Origin of the sequence: Aliiroseovarius crassostreae, assembly GCF_049803815.1 — a bacterium.
In the GTDB taxonomy this organism is placed as follows: domain Bacteria; phylum Pseudomonadota; class Alphaproteobacteria; order Rhodobacterales; family Rhodobacteraceae; genus Aliiroseovarius; species Aliiroseovarius crassostreae_A.
Genome location: NZ_JBNAGI010000004.1, coordinates 70002 through 84559, shown reverse-complemented (window position 1 = coordinate 84559; position 14558 = coordinate 70002). Strand labels below are relative to the sequence as shown.

The window sequence follows — 14558 nt, the reverse complement described above, 5'->3', positions numbered from 1 at the left end:
GCCTCGGGGCCAGAAAGGCCCCGGGTGCAACAGTTCGGGGCCATGCATGCCGCCCGTCTGCTGGCCCCCCACGAAAATCAACGGGAATGTAACAGGGAGAATAATATGAAAGTTGCTAAGTTCCTTGCAGCCACCACGGCACTGACGGTCGCCGCAGGTGTTGCAAACTCCGCAGAAATGTCGAACGAGCTGACACTGGTATCCTGGGGCGGTGCCTATCAGGACAGCCAGCAAAAGGCCTATGTTGAACCCTATCTGGCCGCCAATCCCGGCGTGACCGTGACCTGGGATTCCAGCTCGGCCGAAGCCGTGGCCAAGCTGCGCGCCATGGATGAAGCTGGCAATGTGACCTGGGATCTGGTGGATGCGGTTGCCTCGGATTCGATGCGCCTGTGTGACGAAGGTCTGGCCGAAGAACTGGATCACAATGCCGTTCTGGCGGCTGCCCCCGATGGCACCCCGGCCACCGACGATTTCGGCGAGCTGATCGTGTCGGATTGCTTTGTGCCGCAGATCGTGTACTCGACCACTTTCGGCTATCGCACCGACATGGTGGGGGACACCCCGCCGACTGACGTCTGTGCAATCTTTGACACCGCCACCTATCCGGGCAAGCGTTCGCTGCAAAAGCGTCCGATCGACAACATGGAATGGGCGCTGTATTGCGACGGCGTTGCCAAGGACGAAATCTATGACGTTCTGGGCACGGACGAAGGTGTAGACCGCGCCTTTGCCAAGCTCGACACGATCAAGTCGGACGTGGTCTGGTGGACCGCCGGTGCGGAAACCCCGCAGCTGCTGGCCGATGGCGAAGTTGTGTTCGGGTCGACCTTCAACGGTCGTCTGTTCTCGGCCATTGCAGAACAGAACCAGCCGATCGGGATGCTGTGGGACATGCAGTCGTTTGACCTTGACGGTTGGATCCTGCCTGCCAACCTGCCGGCAGACCGCAAAGCCCGTGCGCTGGACTTCCTGAAGTTTGCCACCGACACCCAGCGTCTGGCCGATCAGGCCGCCTACATCTCGTATGGTCCGGCCCGTAAATCATCGGCCCCGCTGGTTGGTAAGCACGCTGAACTGGGCATCGACATGGCGCCGCACATGCCGACCGACCCGGACAACTCGGGCAACATTCACGTCTATGACTACGAATGGTGGGCAGACAACCGCGATGATCTGAACGCGAAGTTCGAAGCCTGGCTGGCCAAGTAATTCCAGCATTCGGAGAGGGCCGCGCCGTATTCAGCGGCCCCTCCATCCCCTTATTTTCATTACCTTTCACGCCTTTCGTTAGTCACTTTCGACAAGCTGCAACCAAAACAAAATGGCATAAGCCAACAGGGATGATATGAGCGATATGACGGATACCGGCCCGGTTCTGGCCGCAGACGGGACCCCCCTCAAGCGAAGCTTAGCGCGGGCACTCCGGCGACAAAAAATGCGCGCTTTGATGCTGATTGCACCGCTTCTGATTTTTATTCTGGTCAGCTTCATCCTGCCGGTGGGCGATATGCTCTATCGTTCCGTGAAAAACGACGTGGTGGCCGATACGCTGCCGCGCACCGTGGTTGCCATTCAGGACTGGGACGCCACGTCGGGCGAGCTGCCGGATGAGCCGGTTTATGCCGCGATGGCCGCGGATTTGAAAGAGGCGGCCGCAGCGAAGACCCACACCAAGGTCGGGACACGTCTGAACTATGAAAACCCGGGCATTGCCTCGGCGTTTCGTAAGGCGGGCCGCAAAGCCAAGAAGTTTGACATTGAAAATGGCGGGCCCTGGAAAGAGCAGCTGATCGATATGAACAAGGCCTGGGGCGATGTGGGCACCTGGCGCACGATCCAGACCTATTCGCCGCGGGTGACACAGGGGTACTTCCTCAACGCGGTGGATATGCGTGTTGGCGTGGACGGGGCAGAGGCCCGTCCGGAAGATGAACAGATCTACATGAAGCTTCTGAAGCGGACGCTTTGGATGTCTCTTCTGATCACTTTCAGCTGTATTTTGCTGGCCTATCCGGTGGCCTGGATTCTGGCCAACCTGCCGATGCGGATATCAAACCTGTTGATGATCCTGGTGCTTCTGCCCTTCTGGACCTCGCTTCTGGTGCGCACCTCGGCCTGGAAAATCCTGCTGCAGCAACAAGGCGTGATCAACGATATCCTGGTCTGGATCGGGATCGTGGCGGATGACGCGCGGCTTGTGATCATCAACAACCAGATCGGGACGATCATTGCGATGACCCACATTCTGCTGCCCTTCATGATCTTGCCGATGTACTCGGTGATGCAGACCATCCCGCCGAGCTATCTGCGCGCGGCAAAATCTTTGGGTGCCACGGATTGGACCGCGTTCTGGCGGGTTTACTTTCCGCAGACCGTGCCGGGCATTGGCGCAGGTTCGATCCTCGTCTTTATCCTCGCCATCGGCTACTACATCACGCCGGCCTTGGTGGGGGGCACCAAAGGCACCTTCATTTCGAACCAGATTGCCTACCACATCTCGACCTCACTGAACTGGGGTCTGGCGGCGGCACTGGGCGCCATTCTCCTCGCGGTCGTGCTGGTCCTCTACTGGGCCTATGACAAGATCGTGGGCATCGACAACGTGAAACTGGGATAATTACTATGGGACTTCCTCCTTATGCCTCCACCGGCCAACGGATCTGGTACTATACGTTCCGGTTGATCTGCGGTCTGATCTTCTTCTTCCTCATCGCACCGATTGTGGTGGTGATCCCGCTGAGCTTTAACGCACAGGATTTCTTCACCTTCACGCCGGAAATGCTGCGCCTTGATCCGGAAGGGTATTCGCTGAAACACTATCGCGACTTCTTCTCGAATTCAGAATGGCAGTCGTCGCTGTGGAACTCGGTGCGGATCGCGCCTGTGGCGACGCTGCTCTCCGTGGGCTTTGGCACGCTGGCGGCCATTGGCCTCAGCCAACCGCATGTGCCGTATCGCCGCGCGATCATGGCGATCCTGATTTCGCCGATGATTGTGCCGCTGATCATCTCGGCCGCGGGCATGTATTTCTTCTACTCGCGTCTGGGCCTGCAAGGGTCTTACTGGGGGGTGGTTCTGGCCCACGCCGCGCTGGGGATCCCGTTTGTGATCATCACGGTCACGGCAACCTTGGTGGGCTTTGATCGCTCGCTGACCCGGGCTGCGGCCAATATGGGGGCGGATCCGGTGACAACCTTTTTCCGGGTGCAGATGCCGCTGATCTTGCCCGGGGTGATTTCGGGCGCACTCTTCGCCTTTATCACCTCGTTTGACGAAGTGGTTGTGGTGCTGTTTGTCGGCTCCGCCGGTCAAAAAACCCTGCCGTGGCAGATGTTCCTGGGCCTGCGCGAACAGATCTCGCCGACCATCCTCGCCGTGGCGACCATCCTTGTGGTGATCTCAATTGCGCTGTTGACCACGGTCGAGCTGCTGCGCCGCCGCTCGGAACGCCTGCGGGGCATGTCGCCGGGGTGATCCAAACGGCATGTTGGAAAACATAAAAACGGCGTCCTGATCCGGGGCGCCGTTTTTTGTGGCATTTTAGCATAACCGGGGGTGAAACGCCGTGCTGGAAGGGATTTGTTAACGCTTTTCCGGCAAGGCTCCCCCCATGGCCCGACACCGATCCCAACTCAAGCTTCCGACCCCCCTTGCAGCCCCCCGTGACCGACACTAGTCTTCCCCTAGGCTGGTCCAGAACGGGCCCTTACGCGTGAACATGAAAGCAGGCAGAATGCACGACCCTATTGATCAATTCAACAATACCCTCGTTCCCATGGTTGTAGAGCAAACCTCGCGCGGCGAACGGGCCTATGATATTTTCTCGCGCCTTCTGAAAGAACGGATCGTGTTTGTGAACGGGCCGGTGCATGACGGCATGTCGAGCCTGATCGTGGCGCAGCTTCTGCACCTCGAGGCGGAGAACCCGAAAAAAGAAATCTCGATGTATATCAACTCGCCGGGCGGCGTGGTGACCTCGGGCCTGTCGATCTACGACACGATGCAGTATATCAAACCGAAGGTCTCGACCCTGGTGATCGGCCAGGCGGCGTCGATGGGGTCGGTTCTGTCGGTCGCTGGTGAAAAAGGGATGCGGTTCTCGCTGCCCCATTCGCGTATCATGGTACACCAGCCGTCGGGCGGCTTTCAGGGCCAGGCAACTGACATCATGATCCACGCGGCTGAGACCCAAAAGGTCAAGGACACGCTGCACCAGATCTATGTGAAACACACCGGCAATACGCTCAAGACTGTCGAAAAAGCGCTGGAGCGGGATAATTTCATGTCACCGGAAGAAGCGAAAGACTGGGGCCATATCGACGAGATTGTCGAAAACCGCGCCAAGATGGATGACGAGTAAACACGCATTGGGAGCAGCCTGAGGGCTGTTCCCACGTTCGGTTTCCGGGCGCGATTGAAAATCGCATTGTGCCCAACCGGCCCCTGTCCTAAGCTAAGGCGACAGGGGGCAATTCCGGCCCTCACGGGCATTTCAGGTTTCGGGCATTGACCCAGGGAAGACAAGATGGCGAACAATTCCTCCGGTGACAGCAAAAACACCCTCTACTGCTCGTTCTGCGGAAAGAGCCAGCATGAGGTGCGCAAGCTGATCGCGGGCCCCACTGTGTTCATCTGCGACGAATGTGTCGAGCTGTGCATGGATATCATCCGCGAGGAAACCAAATCAGCGGGGCTGAAGGCCTCTGATGGGGTGCCCACCCCGCAGGAAATCTGCGGTGTTCTGGATGACTATGTGATTGGGCAGGGCCACGCAAAACGGGTTCTGTCTGTGGCCGTGCACAACCATTACAAACGACTGAACCATGCCGCGAAATCGGGTGACGATATCGAGTTGGCTAAATCGAACATCCTGCTGATCGGTCCGACCGGTTGCGGTAAAACCCTTCTGGCTCAGACCCTTGCGCGTATTTTGGATGTGCCCTTCACCATGGCGGACGCCACCACGCTGACCGAAGCCGGTTACGTGGGCGAGGATGTGGAAAACATCATTCTCAAACTGTTGCAGGCCTCCGAATATAACGTGGAACGCGCGCAACGCGGCATTGTCTATATTGACGAAGTCGACAAGATCACCCGCAAATCGGACAACCCCTCTATCACCCGCGACGTGTCGGGCGAAGGGGTGCAGCAGGCGCTTTTGAAGATCATGGAAGGCACCGTGGCGTCGGTTCCGCCGCAGGGCGGGCGCAAGCATCCGCAGCAGGAATTCCTGCAGGTGGACACCACCAATATCCTCTTTATCTGCGGCGGTGCCTTTGCCGGTCTGGACCGGATCATCGCACAACGCGGCAAGGGCTCGGCCATCGGGTTTGGCGCTGAGGTCAAAGATGATGATGATCGTGGTGTTGGCGAAATCTTCCAGGAGTTGGAGCCGGAGGACCTGTTGAAGTTCGGCCTGATTCCCGAGTTCGTCGGTCGTCTGCCGGTGATCGCGACACTGGAAGATCTGGACGCTGACGCGCTGGTTACCATTCTGACCGCGCCGAAAAACGCCCTGGTGAAACAGTATCAACGCCTGTTTGAACTGGAAGAGGCGCAGCTGACCTTCACCGAAGACGCACTGATGGCGATCGCCAAACGTGCCATTGAACGCAAAACCGGCGCGCGTGGTCTGCGCTCGATCATGGAAGATATCCTGCTCGACACAATGTTTGACCTGCCAGCATTGGAAAACGTGGATGAAGTTGTGGTGAATGAAGAGGCTGTGAATGCCGACGCCAAACCGCTGATCATCTATGCCGAAGGCGAAAAAGAAGGCGCTTCGGCCAGCTGACCGATCGCACCGTTCGCCATGAAACTGTTAGAGAAAGCCGCTGGAACCAGCGGCTTTTTTCATTTGCGGCGCAAATGCTTCGGAAAATGGCCGATCGGCGGGGATTTGGGTGCAAAGCACTGGACCTTAGCGCGCGCTTGCGCCATATGAAAGACAGACAAAACGGAGATTGACATGCGGTTCATCCTGTCCCTTCTGACCTGGTACCACGGCGAAACCATCGGCACCCGTCTGTTCACCTGGCGCAAAGGCGTCAAGGTTGGCGAAGACGCGCAGGGGAATGTCTTTTACCGCAACAAAGATGACAGCCGCCGCTGGGTTATTTACAAGGGTGAACCGGAAGCAAGCCGCGTCAGCCCGGAATGGCATGGCTGGCTGCACCACACGTTTGACAATTGTCCGACCGAGGCCCCGCTGGATCGCAAATCCTGGGAAAAGCCGCACCAGGACAATATGACCGGCACTGCGCTGGCCTATGCGCCCGCAGGGTCGCTGCGTCAGGCACAACCGGCAGAGCGTCGTGATTACGAGGCTTGGCAGCCGGAGTGATCACTCCAATCTTATTGAGTTGAAACGGGGGCGACATGAGCCAATCCCACACCACCGAAGTCATCACCGGCGGCGTCGTTCTGGCAGCCGCCGCTGCCTTTTTGATCTACGCAGGCCAGATTGTCGGGATTTCCGGCAGTGGCGGGCTCGACAGTTATTCCGCTTCGTTCCGCACTGCGGATGGGATCTCGGTGGGCACAGATGTGCGCCTGGCCGGCGTGAAGGTCGGGCAGGTGACCGGGATCACCCTGAACCCTGAAACCTTCCGCGCAGATGCCGCCTTTTCCGTGAACTCGGATGTGACCTTGCCGGAAGACACATCGGTGATCATTTCTTCAGAAGGGTTGCTAGGTGGGTCCTACGTTGAGCTTTTGCCCGGCGGATCCCCCTTCAACCTCGACCCCGGAGCCGAGATCGAAGACACGCAAGGTTCCGTGAGCTTGGTGCAACTTCTGATGAAGTTCGTCTCGGACGGCGGAGATCAAAAGTGATCCTGCGCGCGCTTGCCCTCGCTGGTGCCTTGCTGGCCCCGGTTGCTGTCTCGGCCCAAACGGCCAAGGCGCCGGGCGCATTGCTGCGCGGGTTGGACAAGGTTTCAGGCAGCTACCAAGACCTGTCTCTTGCAGCCGGAGAAACCATTCTTCTGGGCAAGTTGCAGATCACCCTTGGTGAATGTCGCTACCCCACTGACAACCCGTCAGGGGATGCTTTTGCCTGGTTGGTGATCCGGGACGGCAATGCCGAACAAACCACCTTTGAGGGCTGGATGGTGGCCTCCTCTCCTGCGCTGAACGGGCTGGACCATCAGCGTTATGATGTCTGGGTCTTGCGCTGCAGCACAGAATAAGCGTCGGGCAGAGGTTGTGACGCCAAATCCGCGGGTTTCTGGATCGCTTCCGTCAGGCGTTGATGATATTCACTGCGCGTAATTTCCTCTGCGCCAAGGCTGGCGAGATGCGGGGTGATAAACTGCGTGTCGAACAGCAGAAAGCCGCAGTTTTCCAGATGTTTGGTCAGGTAGGACAGGGCAATCTTTGACGCATCCCGGCGACGGGAGAACATGCTTTCGCCGAAAAAGGCTGCGCCCAAAGTCACACCATAGACGCCACCGACCAACAAATCTTCCTCCCAGATTTCAAGCGAATGGGCGTGCCCCATCTGGTGCAACTCGCAGTAGAGGTCGAAGATCTGGTCGTTGATCCAGGTCTCATTGCGATCCGCGCAGCCGCGGACCACGCCGGGGAAATCCTTGTTCAGAGTGATGCGGAAGGGGGCGGTGCGGATGGTCCGCGCCAGCGAGCGCGAGATGTGAAAGGCGTTCAGCGGAAACACACCACGCTCTTTTGGGTCGACCCAGAAAATTTCCGGGTCATCGCGCCCCTCAGCCATCGGAAACACGCCCATTGCATAGGCGCGCAAAAGCAAATTTGCAGTGAGGGGCGGGGGGGGAAGGGCCAAGGCCCTTACCCCATGTTTTCGTCGAGCCAGCGCTCGAGCCAGTGGATATTGTAATCCCCGGAATGAATGTCTGCCTCTTCCAACAGCGCGTGGAACAGCGGCACGGTGGTGTCGATCCCGTCGATGATCAATTCGCCCAACGCACGGCTCAGACGCGCCAGCGCCTCGTCCCGGTCACGCCCATGCACGATCAGCTTGCCAATCAGGCTGTCGTAATAGGGCGGGATCGAATAGCCATCATAAAGGGCCGAATCCATCCGCACACCCAGACCGCCCGGAGCGTGATACTGGGTGATCTTGCCCGGGCTTGGGGTGAAGTTGGGCAGGCGTTCGGCGTTCAGGCGCACTTCAATCGCATGGCCGTTCACCACCAGATCTTTCTGCGCGAAGGACAGTTTGTTGCCCTCTGCCACCAGGATCTGTTCGCGCACCAGGTCGACGCCGAAAATGCCCTCGGTGACCGGGTGTTCTACTTGCAGGCGGGTGTTCATTTCGATGAAATAAAACTCGCCATCTTCGTAGAGAAACTCGATGGTGCCCGCGCCGGAATAGCTCATTTCAGCCACGGCGTTGGCGCAGATCGACCCGATTCTTTCGCGCTCTTCCGGGCTGATCGAGGGGCCGGGGGCCTCTTCGAACACTTTCTGGTGGCGGCGTTGCAGCGAACAATCGCGTTCTGCCAGATGCACCCCACCGCCTTGCCCGTCACCAAAGACCTGCACTTCGATGTGACGTGGTTTCTGGAGGTATTTCTCCATGTAAACCTCGTCATTGCCAAAGGCGCTTTTGGCTTCGGACCGTGCGGTCGAGAAGGCCATGTCGATATCGGCCTCGGTCTCGGCAACTTTCATACCGCGACCACCACCACCGGCAGTGGCTTTGATGATCACCGGATAGCCCATATCAGCCGCAACCTTGCGGGCCGTTTCGATGTCCGGCACGCCACCATCCGACCCCGGAACAACCGGAATGCCCAGTTTGATCGCGGTTTCCTTGGCGGTGATCTTGTCGCCCATCATGCGGATATGCGCCGCCGAAGGACCGATGAAGGTGATCTCGTGATCTTCCAGAACCTGCACGAAATTGGCGTTTTCCGACAGGAAGCCATATCCCGGATGCACGGCCTGTGCGCCGGTGATTTCGCAGGCGGCGATGATCGCCGGGATGGAAAGATAGCTGTCGGTGCCTGGCGGCGGGCCGATGCACACGCTTTCATCCGCCATGCGCACATGCATCGCATCCGCGTCCGCGGTGGAATGCACCGCCACGGTCTTGATGCCCATCTCGCGGGCGGCGCGGATGACACGAAGCGCAATCTCGCCGCGGTTGGCGATGAGGATTTTATCGAACTGGGCCATGATCCGTCCCTTATTCGATGATCATGAGGGGGGCGCCGAATTCTACCGGGGCACCATCCTCGACCAGGATCCGCTTGACCTTGCCTGCACGCGGGGCGGGGATCTGGTTCATGGTTTTCATGGCTTCCACGATCAGTACGGTCTGGCCTTCCGACACAGTGTCGCCGACGCTGACAAAAGAGGGTGCGCCCGGTTCGGGCTGCAGATAGGCGGTGCCGACCATTGGCGAGGGCACAGCACCCGGGTGGCTGGCCGGATCGTCGCTGGCGGCCGGGGCTTCGGTTGCCGGAGCTGCAGCGGCGGCCACCGGGGCAGGGGCCGCTGCGGGGGCGGCCGCCACCGGGGCCATTTGCGCCACAACCTCTTTGGCGCGGCTCACGCGCACGTTCAGGCTGTCATTTTCGCCAAAATCGCGCATGACTTCCAGCTCGGTCAGGTCATTTTCCTGAAGCAGCTTGGCCAGAGCTTCGATAAAGGCCACATCGGTTTCGTGGGTTTTCTTGGACATGGGTCCTCGCCTTAATTTCCGTGCCCGCATTCGGGGCGGGTCATCACTATCTGGTAACATATAGAGCGTGACGTAAGGGGAGAAAAGCGCGAACCCTGCCAAAAGTGAATTTTGGCGATGGATCACGGCCCATGCGCAGGATTGTTGCACCCAAAGGTGGCTGAGGGGCGCAGGGTTACCGGGGCAAGTGGCAGGTCAGGTCCGATGACCGCCGAAATGCGAGCTCTGCCTTAAGGGGCCTCATGCATATGGGCACTGTCACCCGGGTCGGACACGGGTGTCGTCCCGTTCATCTGGGCCGGGGTGTGGGCATCTGCCTCTGTGCTCTCGTGAAGGTCGGCGCTGGATGGAGCAGGATCTGGCGGCACGGCCTGTTCTTCAATGCTCATCGCTTGAGCCTCCAAAACATCATCAGAGGGGGGCGGCTTCAGGGCCTCGGCATCCCGATCTTTGGCGCGACTGGCTTCGATTCGCGCCAGAATGTTCATCAAATCCTGTTCAACTTCGAGAAGCGTGATTTGAAATGTCGGGGTTGGGCCCGGTTGGGTAGATGGGTCGCGCACCCGTTCGCGATTGGCAATGATCTGCCGCGCTTCTGTCGATCGGTCGTCATTCCCATGCCCGTTCGCCGTATGCGGATCGGCACGGGTATTGCTGACATTGGTGCTGGGTGCCACTTTGGTGGCATCCGGTAGCTCGCGTAGCGCGTTGTGGGCCGCAGCCGTAGCCTGGGCACTAATCGGACTTGGAGCCGAGATATCCATTTGTTTTGCTCCGTTTTCACGAAGCCCCCACCGATCCCGACTTTAGGGTGCGAGGGTTTGGAAAGTGTTAATACCCCCAGAAAAATGAGGGATTGGTTAACGCAAACCGGGATTGGGGGCGAGCGCCGCGCGATACATCTGTTCCAGAAACTGGGCGGCCTCCTCAAAATGTGCATCCCCTTCCGGGGTCAGGATGCCACGAACCTGAGCATCAAAATCCGCGTAATGCTGGGTGGTGGCCCAGATCGAAAAGATAAGGTGATGCGGGTCCAGTCGGGTCAATCGCCCTTCGTCGGACCAACCGGATATCACCTTGGCCTTCTCATCCACCAGGATTTTCAGCGGGCCTTTGATCTGGTCAATGATCCGCGGTGCGCCCTGTACAATTTCATTGGCAAACAGGCGGCTTTCGCGGGGCAGGTCGCGCGCCATGTCAAGTTTGCGCAGCACATAGGCGACAATCTCGTCCACCGGTTCCCCATCCGGGTCCAACGCTTCAAGCGGTTCCAGCCAGCTTTCCATCAATTGCGACAGCAGGGCGGTGTGGACCGTTTCCTTCGAGGGGAAATAGTAAAGCAGGTTGGGCTTTGACAGCCCGGCCGCCTTGGCAATCTGATCCAATGTGGCCCCGCGAAACCCATGCAAGGAAAAGACGTCGAGCGCCGCATCCAGAATGGCGGCGCGATTTCGTTTCTGAATGCGGGTTTGTGGATACGAGGTCACTATTGAAATCTCCTGTTCGGGATGTGGGGATCCCACCGGCTGCTCAGAGCAACCCGGCTATAATGGCATGCCAGAGAATTTGGCAACAAGTTCAGGCAGCTTGCGGGCGCCAAATTTTTGCAACAACCGGGCGCGATGGGCCTCGACCGTGCGATAGCTGAGCCCCAGCGCGATGCCGATTTCCTTGGAAGTTTGCCCCTGGCAGGTCAGGATGGCCACGTCGCGTTCGCGCGCGGTCAGCTCCACCACCGGGCGTTCAGATGACAGGTCGGCAAAACTCCAGACGCCCTGTTTAAACGGATCGTCTGGGGTCAGGGATGTGCCACGCACGCGACACCAAAACATATCGCCATCCAGTCGGCGCATCACGCGCTCATCCTCGTAACGTCCTGTTTCCCTTAGGATATCCCCGCCAACACGTGCCACCTTTTCGTAATCGCGCAAAGAGGGGTACAATCGTTCTAGCGGCATGTTTTCGAACAGATCGACCTTGGCGCCGAACATCTCTGCAAAGCGCAGATTGCAGCGTTTCACAATGCGGTTTTCGGTCAGTGCAAGCCCGGTGGGCGCGTGCATGAATGCGATGTCCATCTGCGTCATTCGGGCATCCTGCCAGAGGTTTACCCGTATTTCTACCCGATTGCGTCAGGGAATTGGTACCGAGAATACTTGGCGCAGGAAAAAGGAGAGGGCGATGGTGCAAATCGTGGGTTGGGGCCATACCCGGTTCGGCAAGCTGGCGGATATGGATCTTGAAGCGCTGATCGTGGCGGCGGGGCGCGAGGCGCTGGAACATGCCGGTGTCACGCCTGCCGATGTGGACGGGATCTGGCTGGGTCATTTCAATGGCGGTATGGTTGGGGATGGGTTTCCCGCGTCCATGGCCTTGTCGATCCATGATGATCTGCGCTTCACCCCGGCGACCCGTTTGGAAAATGCCTGTGCGTCGGGGGCGGCGGCAATCTATGCAGCGCGCGATGCGATTGAAAGCGGGCGGGCCAAGATTGCCCTGGTGATCGGGGCCGAGAAGATGACCCATCTGCCCACGGCCGAGGTTGCCAAAGGGCTGGGTCATGCGGCCTATCAGGCCGAAGAGGCGGGGATGAGTTTCCCGCAGGTCTTCGCCGGATTTGCCCGGGCTTATTTCGATAAATACGGCGACCAGACGCAGGCGCTCGCGGAAATTGCGGCGAAAAACCATGCCAATGCCATGCACAACCCCTTGGCACAATTGCACAAAGAGCTGCCGGTGGCGTTTTGCGCCGAGGTGAGCGACAAGAACCCGATGGTGGCGGATCCGTTGAAGGTCACCGATTGTTCGCTGGTGTCGGACGGGGCGGCGGCGCTGGTCATGGTGTCGGATGATGTGGCGCGGTCCATGCCGCGAGCGGTGCGCTTTGCGGCCTCTCATCAGGTGAACGATTTCCTGCCCATGTCGCGTCGCGACCTGACCGCATTTGAAGGCCCGAAGCGCGCCATTCTGGGGGCCTTGACCGAAGCGCGAATGGGGCTTGCCGATCTGCATGTCGCCGAAGTGCATGATTGTTTCACCATCGCCGAGCTGATGATCTACGAGGCAATGGGGCTGGCCGAACCCGGGCAGGGCGCGCGGGCGTTGGACGAGGGGATCGTGCGGCCCGGCGGCGCGCTGCCGGTGAACTTGTCTGGCGGGCTGAAGGCCAAGGGGCATCCGGTGGGCGCGACCGGCGTGTCGATGCATGTTTTGATGGCCCGTCAGGTGACGGGCACGGCTGGCGCGATGCAGGCGCAGGGCGCGGAACGCGGGTTGGTTTTCAACATGGGCGGCTCCGGCGTGGCGTCCTATGCGTCCATCCTGGAGGGCGTGCGATGAACCTCGCGCTGTGGTTGGAGCGGATTTCCAAGGTGAAGGGCGACCGACCCGCGATTTTCAAAGGGTCTTCGCAAGTTTTTGATTATACCGGGTTTTGCCGGGCCTCGCTTGGCCTTTCTGCAGCACTTCGCGCCCAAGGGATCGCGCCGGGGGATCGCGTGGCGCTGTTCATGAAGAACTGCCCGGAATACCTCTTGGGCTTCTATGGGGTCTGGGCTTCTGGTGCGGCGGTGGTGCCGATCAATGCCAAACTGCATCCCAAAGAAGCCGCTTACATTTTGCGGGATTCGGGCGCGAAATTGGCTTTGGTGACGCCTGAGCTGGGGGGCGGGTTGGCGCCGGAAACGGATCTGCCACTGATCGACGTGTCGGGCGATGCGTTTGTCCAGATGTGCGGCGAAGATCCCGCGCCCATCACGCCGCGCGCGGACACGGATCTGGCCTGGTTGTTTTACACCTCCGGCACCACCGGGCAGCCCAAGGGGGTGATGATCACCCATGGCATGATCCGGGCCACCTCGCTGTCTTATCTTTTGGATTGCGACGAGGTCCACCCCGAGGATGCCGCCTTTTACATGGCCCCGATGAGCCATGGTGCGGGGATTTATGCGCCGATCCATGTGGCGAAAGGCGCCCGCCACATCACGCCCGCGTCCGGGGGATATGACGAGTTGGAGCTGCTGGAGGTGGCGCAAACCCAAGGCCCACTGTCCATGTTCATGGCCCCCACAATGGTACGTCGTCTGACCGATGTGGCAAAGGCCGCGGGCAAGACAGGCGAGGGGATCAAGACCATCATTTATGGCGGTGGCCCGATGTATGTCGCGGATATCGTCGATGCGGTGGATTGGTTTGGTCCGCGCTTTGTGCAGATCTATGGTCAGGGCGAATGCCCCATGGCGATCACCGCCCTGTCGCGTGTGGATGTGGCGGATCGCACCCATCCGCGTTGGCAAGACCGGCTTGCTTCGGTTGGGCGGGCGCAAAGCGTGGTGGAGGTGATGATTGGAGATGAAAACGGGCGGCCGCTGCCCGTTGGCGAGGTCGGCGAGATCATGGTGCGTGGCACCCCGGTCATGCCCGGATATTGGCAAAACCCTGAAGCGACGGAAAAAACACTGATCGACGGTTGGCTGCGCACCGGCGACATGGGGTTTCTGGATCAGGATGGCTATCTGACCATGCGGGACCGGTCAAAGGATGTGATCATCTCGGGCGGCACCAATATCTATCCGCGTGAGGTGGAAGAGGCCCTGCTGACCCACCCATCGGTGCATGAGGTGTCCGTGGTTGGTCGCGCCAGCGACGAATGGGGCGAAGATGTGGTGGCGTTTGTGGTCATGGCTCCCGGGCGGGCGCTGGATCCGGCGGCGCTTGACACCCATTGCCTTGCACAAATCGCACGTTTCAAGCGACCGAAAGCTTACTATCAGCTGCCGGAATTGCCGAAAAACAACTATGGGAAGGTTTTGAAGACCAAGCTACGTCAGCGGCTGGAACGCGGTGATATCTGATCGACCAGCGCGTTATCGGGGGACGCAAAAAGGTG

15 protein-coding genes and 1 pseudogene are annotated in these 14558 nt (G+C 59.3%); 10 read left to right on the top strand and 6 right to left on the bottom strand.

The window, feature by feature from the left end; all coding sequences use genetic code 11:
• Positions 1-105 precede the first annotated feature (105 nt).
• The 8 genes and pseudogenes from ACP15V_RS11990 (at position 106) to ACP15V_RS11955 (ending at position 7193) form a co-directional block, all read left to right on the top strand.
• Complete coding sequence (locus tag ACP15V_RS11990) at positions 106-1212, top strand: extracellular solute-binding protein (RefSeq protein WP_424943936.1); 1107 nt, start codon at positions 106-108, stop codon at positions 1210-1212.
• 136 nt (positions 1213-1348) lie between these two features.
• The gene (locus ACP15V_RS11985; RefSeq protein WP_424943935.1) at positions 1349-2620 is read left to right on the top strand and encodes an ABC transporter permease; all 1272 of its coding nucleotides are present in this window, start codon (positions 1349-1351) and stop codon (positions 2618-2620) included.
• A 5-nt stretch (positions 2621-2625) separates the two neighbouring features.
• Positions 2626-3477 (top strand): annotated as a pseudogene (locus ACP15V_RS11980) (ABC transporter permease); the annotation flags it as partial.
• 259 nt (positions 3478-3736) lie between these two features.
• On the top strand, positions 3737-4363 hold the full coding sequence (locus ACP15V_RS11975; RefSeq protein WP_424943934.1) for an ATP-dependent Clp protease proteolytic subunit: 627 nt from the start codon (positions 3737-3739) through the stop codon (positions 4361-4363).
• A 165-nt stretch (positions 4364-4528) separates the two neighbouring features.
• On the top strand, positions 4529-5797 hold the full coding sequence (clpX, locus tag ACP15V_RS11970; protein WP_424943933.1) for an ATP-dependent Clp protease ATP-binding subunit ClpX: 1269 nt from the start codon (positions 4529-4531) through the stop codon (positions 5795-5797).
• Between the two features lie 174 nt (positions 5798-5971).
• Entirely contained in the window at positions 5972-6346 is a 375-nt protein-coding gene (locus tag ACP15V_RS11965; RefSeq protein WP_424943932.1) for an NADH:ubiquinone oxidoreductase subunit NDUFA12, read from the top strand.
• Positions 6347-6381: 35 nt separating this feature from the next.
• Complete coding sequence (gene mlaD, locus ACP15V_RS11960; RefSeq protein WP_424943931.1) at positions 6382-6837, top strand: outer membrane lipid asymmetry maintenance protein MlaD; 456 nt, start codon at positions 6382-6384, stop codon at positions 6835-6837.
• Positions 6834-7193, top strand: a complete 360-nt coding sequence (locus tag ACP15V_RS11955; protein WP_424943930.1) for a DUF2155 domain-containing protein — start codon at positions 6834-6836, stop codon at positions 7191-7193. Before mlaD ends, ACP15V_RS11955 begins: the two co-directional genes overlap by 4 nt.
• On the opposite strand, the gene aat is transcribed toward ACP15V_RS11955, so the two are convergent.
• The 6 genes from aat to ACP15V_RS11925 form a co-directional block, all read right to left on the bottom strand.
• Complete coding sequence (aat, locus tag ACP15V_RS11950; RefSeq protein ID WP_424944137.1) at positions 7157-7750, bottom strand: leucyl/phenylalanyl-tRNA--protein transferase; 594 nt, start codon at positions 7748-7750, stop codon at positions 7157-7159. The two genes, ACP15V_RS11955 and aat, sit on opposite strands and share 37 nt — an antisense overlap.
• Before the next feature lie 59 nt (positions 7751-7809).
• Entirely contained in the window at positions 7810-9162 is a 1353-nt protein-coding gene (accC, locus tag ACP15V_RS11945; RefSeq protein ID WP_424943929.1) for an acetyl-CoA carboxylase biotin carboxylase subunit, read from the bottom strand.
• 10 nt (positions 9163-9172) lie between these two features.
• Positions 9173-9670 carry an acetyl-CoA carboxylase biotin carboxyl carrier protein gene (gene accB / locus ACP15V_RS11940; RefSeq protein WP_424943928.1) on the bottom strand — a complete coding sequence of 166 codons (498 nt, stop codon included), beginning with the start codon at positions 9668-9670 and terminating at the stop codon, positions 9173-9175.
• Positions 9671-9900: 230 nt separating this feature from the next.
• Positions 9901-10434, bottom strand: coding sequence for a hypothetical protein (locus ACP15V_RS11935; protein ID WP_424943927.1), 534 nt, complete (start codon positions 10432-10434; stop codon positions 9901-9903).
• A gap of 96 nt (positions 10435-10530) precedes the next feature.
• The gene (locus tag ACP15V_RS11930) at positions 10531-11157 is read right to left on the bottom strand and encodes a TetR family transcriptional regulator C-terminal domain-containing protein (protein WP_424943926.1); all 627 of its coding nucleotides are present in this window, start codon (positions 11155-11157) and stop codon (positions 10531-10533) included.
• A gap of 57 nt (positions 11158-11214) precedes the next feature.
• Positions 11215-11757 carry a LuxR C-terminal-related transcriptional regulator gene (locus ACP15V_RS11925; RefSeq protein ID WP_424943925.1) on the bottom strand — a complete coding sequence of 181 codons (543 nt, stop codon included), beginning with the start codon at positions 11755-11757 and terminating at the stop codon, positions 11215-11217.
• A 94-nt stretch (positions 11758-11851) separates the two neighbouring features.
• Here ACP15V_RS11925 and ACP15V_RS11920 point away from each other — a divergent pair, with 94 nt between their 5' ends.
• The gene (locus ACP15V_RS11920) at positions 11852-13009 is read left to right on the top strand and encodes an acetyl-CoA acetyltransferase (RefSeq protein WP_424943924.1); all 1158 of its coding nucleotides are present in this window, start codon (positions 11852-11854) and stop codon (positions 13007-13009) included.
• Positions 13006-14523, top strand: a complete 1518-nt coding sequence (locus ACP15V_RS11915) for a class I adenylate-forming enzyme family protein (protein ID WP_424943923.1) — start codon at positions 13006-13008, stop codon at positions 14521-14523. The genes ACP15V_RS11920 and ACP15V_RS11915 overlap by 4 nt, the downstream gene beginning before the upstream one ends.
• Positions 14524-14558 lie beyond the last annotated feature (35 nt).

What these genes read in the sequence shown, in the direction of transcription:
- clpX (WP_424943933.1), top strand. Translation starts at nt 4,529, where the DNA reads ATGGCGAACAATTCCTCCGGTGACAGCAAAAACACCCTCTACTGCTCG.
- ACP15V_RS11975 (WP_424943934.1), top strand. Translation starts at nt 3,737, where the DNA reads ATGCACGACCCTATTGATCAATTCAACAATACCCTCGTTCCCATGGTT.
- ACP15V_RS11935 (WP_424943927.1), bottom strand. Translation starts at nt 10,434, where the DNA reads ATGGATATCTCGGCTCCAAGTCCGATTAGTGCCCAGGCTACGGCTGCG.
- ACP15V_RS11985 (WP_424943935.1), top strand. Translation starts at nt 1,349, where the DNA reads ATGAGCGATATGACGGATACCGGCCCGGTTCTGGCCGCAGACGGGACC.
- ACP15V_RS11915 (WP_424943923.1), top strand. Translation starts at nt 13,006, where the DNA reads ATGAACCTCGCGCTGTGGTTGGAGCGGATTTCCAAGGTGAAGGGCGAC.
- ACP15V_RS11965 (WP_424943932.1), top strand. Translation starts at nt 5,972, where the DNA reads ATGCGGTTCATCCTGTCCCTTCTGACCTGGTACCACGGCGAAACCATC.
- accC (WP_424943929.1), bottom strand. Translation starts at nt 9,162, where the DNA reads ATGGCCCAGTTCGATAAAATCCTCATCGCCAACCGCGGCGAGATTGCG.
- ACP15V_RS11925 (WP_424943925.1), bottom strand. Translation starts at nt 11,757, where the DNA reads ATGACGCAGATGGACATCGCATTCATGCACGCGCCCACCGGGCTTGCA.
- ACP15V_RS11920 (WP_424943924.1), top strand. Translation starts at nt 11,852, where the DNA reads ATGGTGCAAATCGTGGGTTGGGGCCATACCCGGTTCGGCAAGCTGGCG.
- aat (WP_424944137.1), bottom strand. Translation starts at nt 7,750, where the DNA reads ATGGGCGTGTTTCCGATGGCTGAGGGGCGCGATGACCCGGAAATTTTC.
- accB (WP_424943928.1), bottom strand. Translation starts at nt 9,670, where the DNA reads ATGTCCAAGAAAACCCACGAAACCGATGTGGCCTTTATCGAAGCTCTG.
- mlaD (WP_424943931.1), top strand. Translation starts at nt 6,382, where the DNA reads ATGAGCCAATCCCACACCACCGAAGTCATCACCGGCGGCGTCGTTCTG.
- ACP15V_RS11990 (WP_424943936.1), top strand. Translation starts at nt 106, where the DNA reads ATGAAAGTTGCTAAGTTCCTTGCAGCCACCACGGCACTGACGGTCGCC.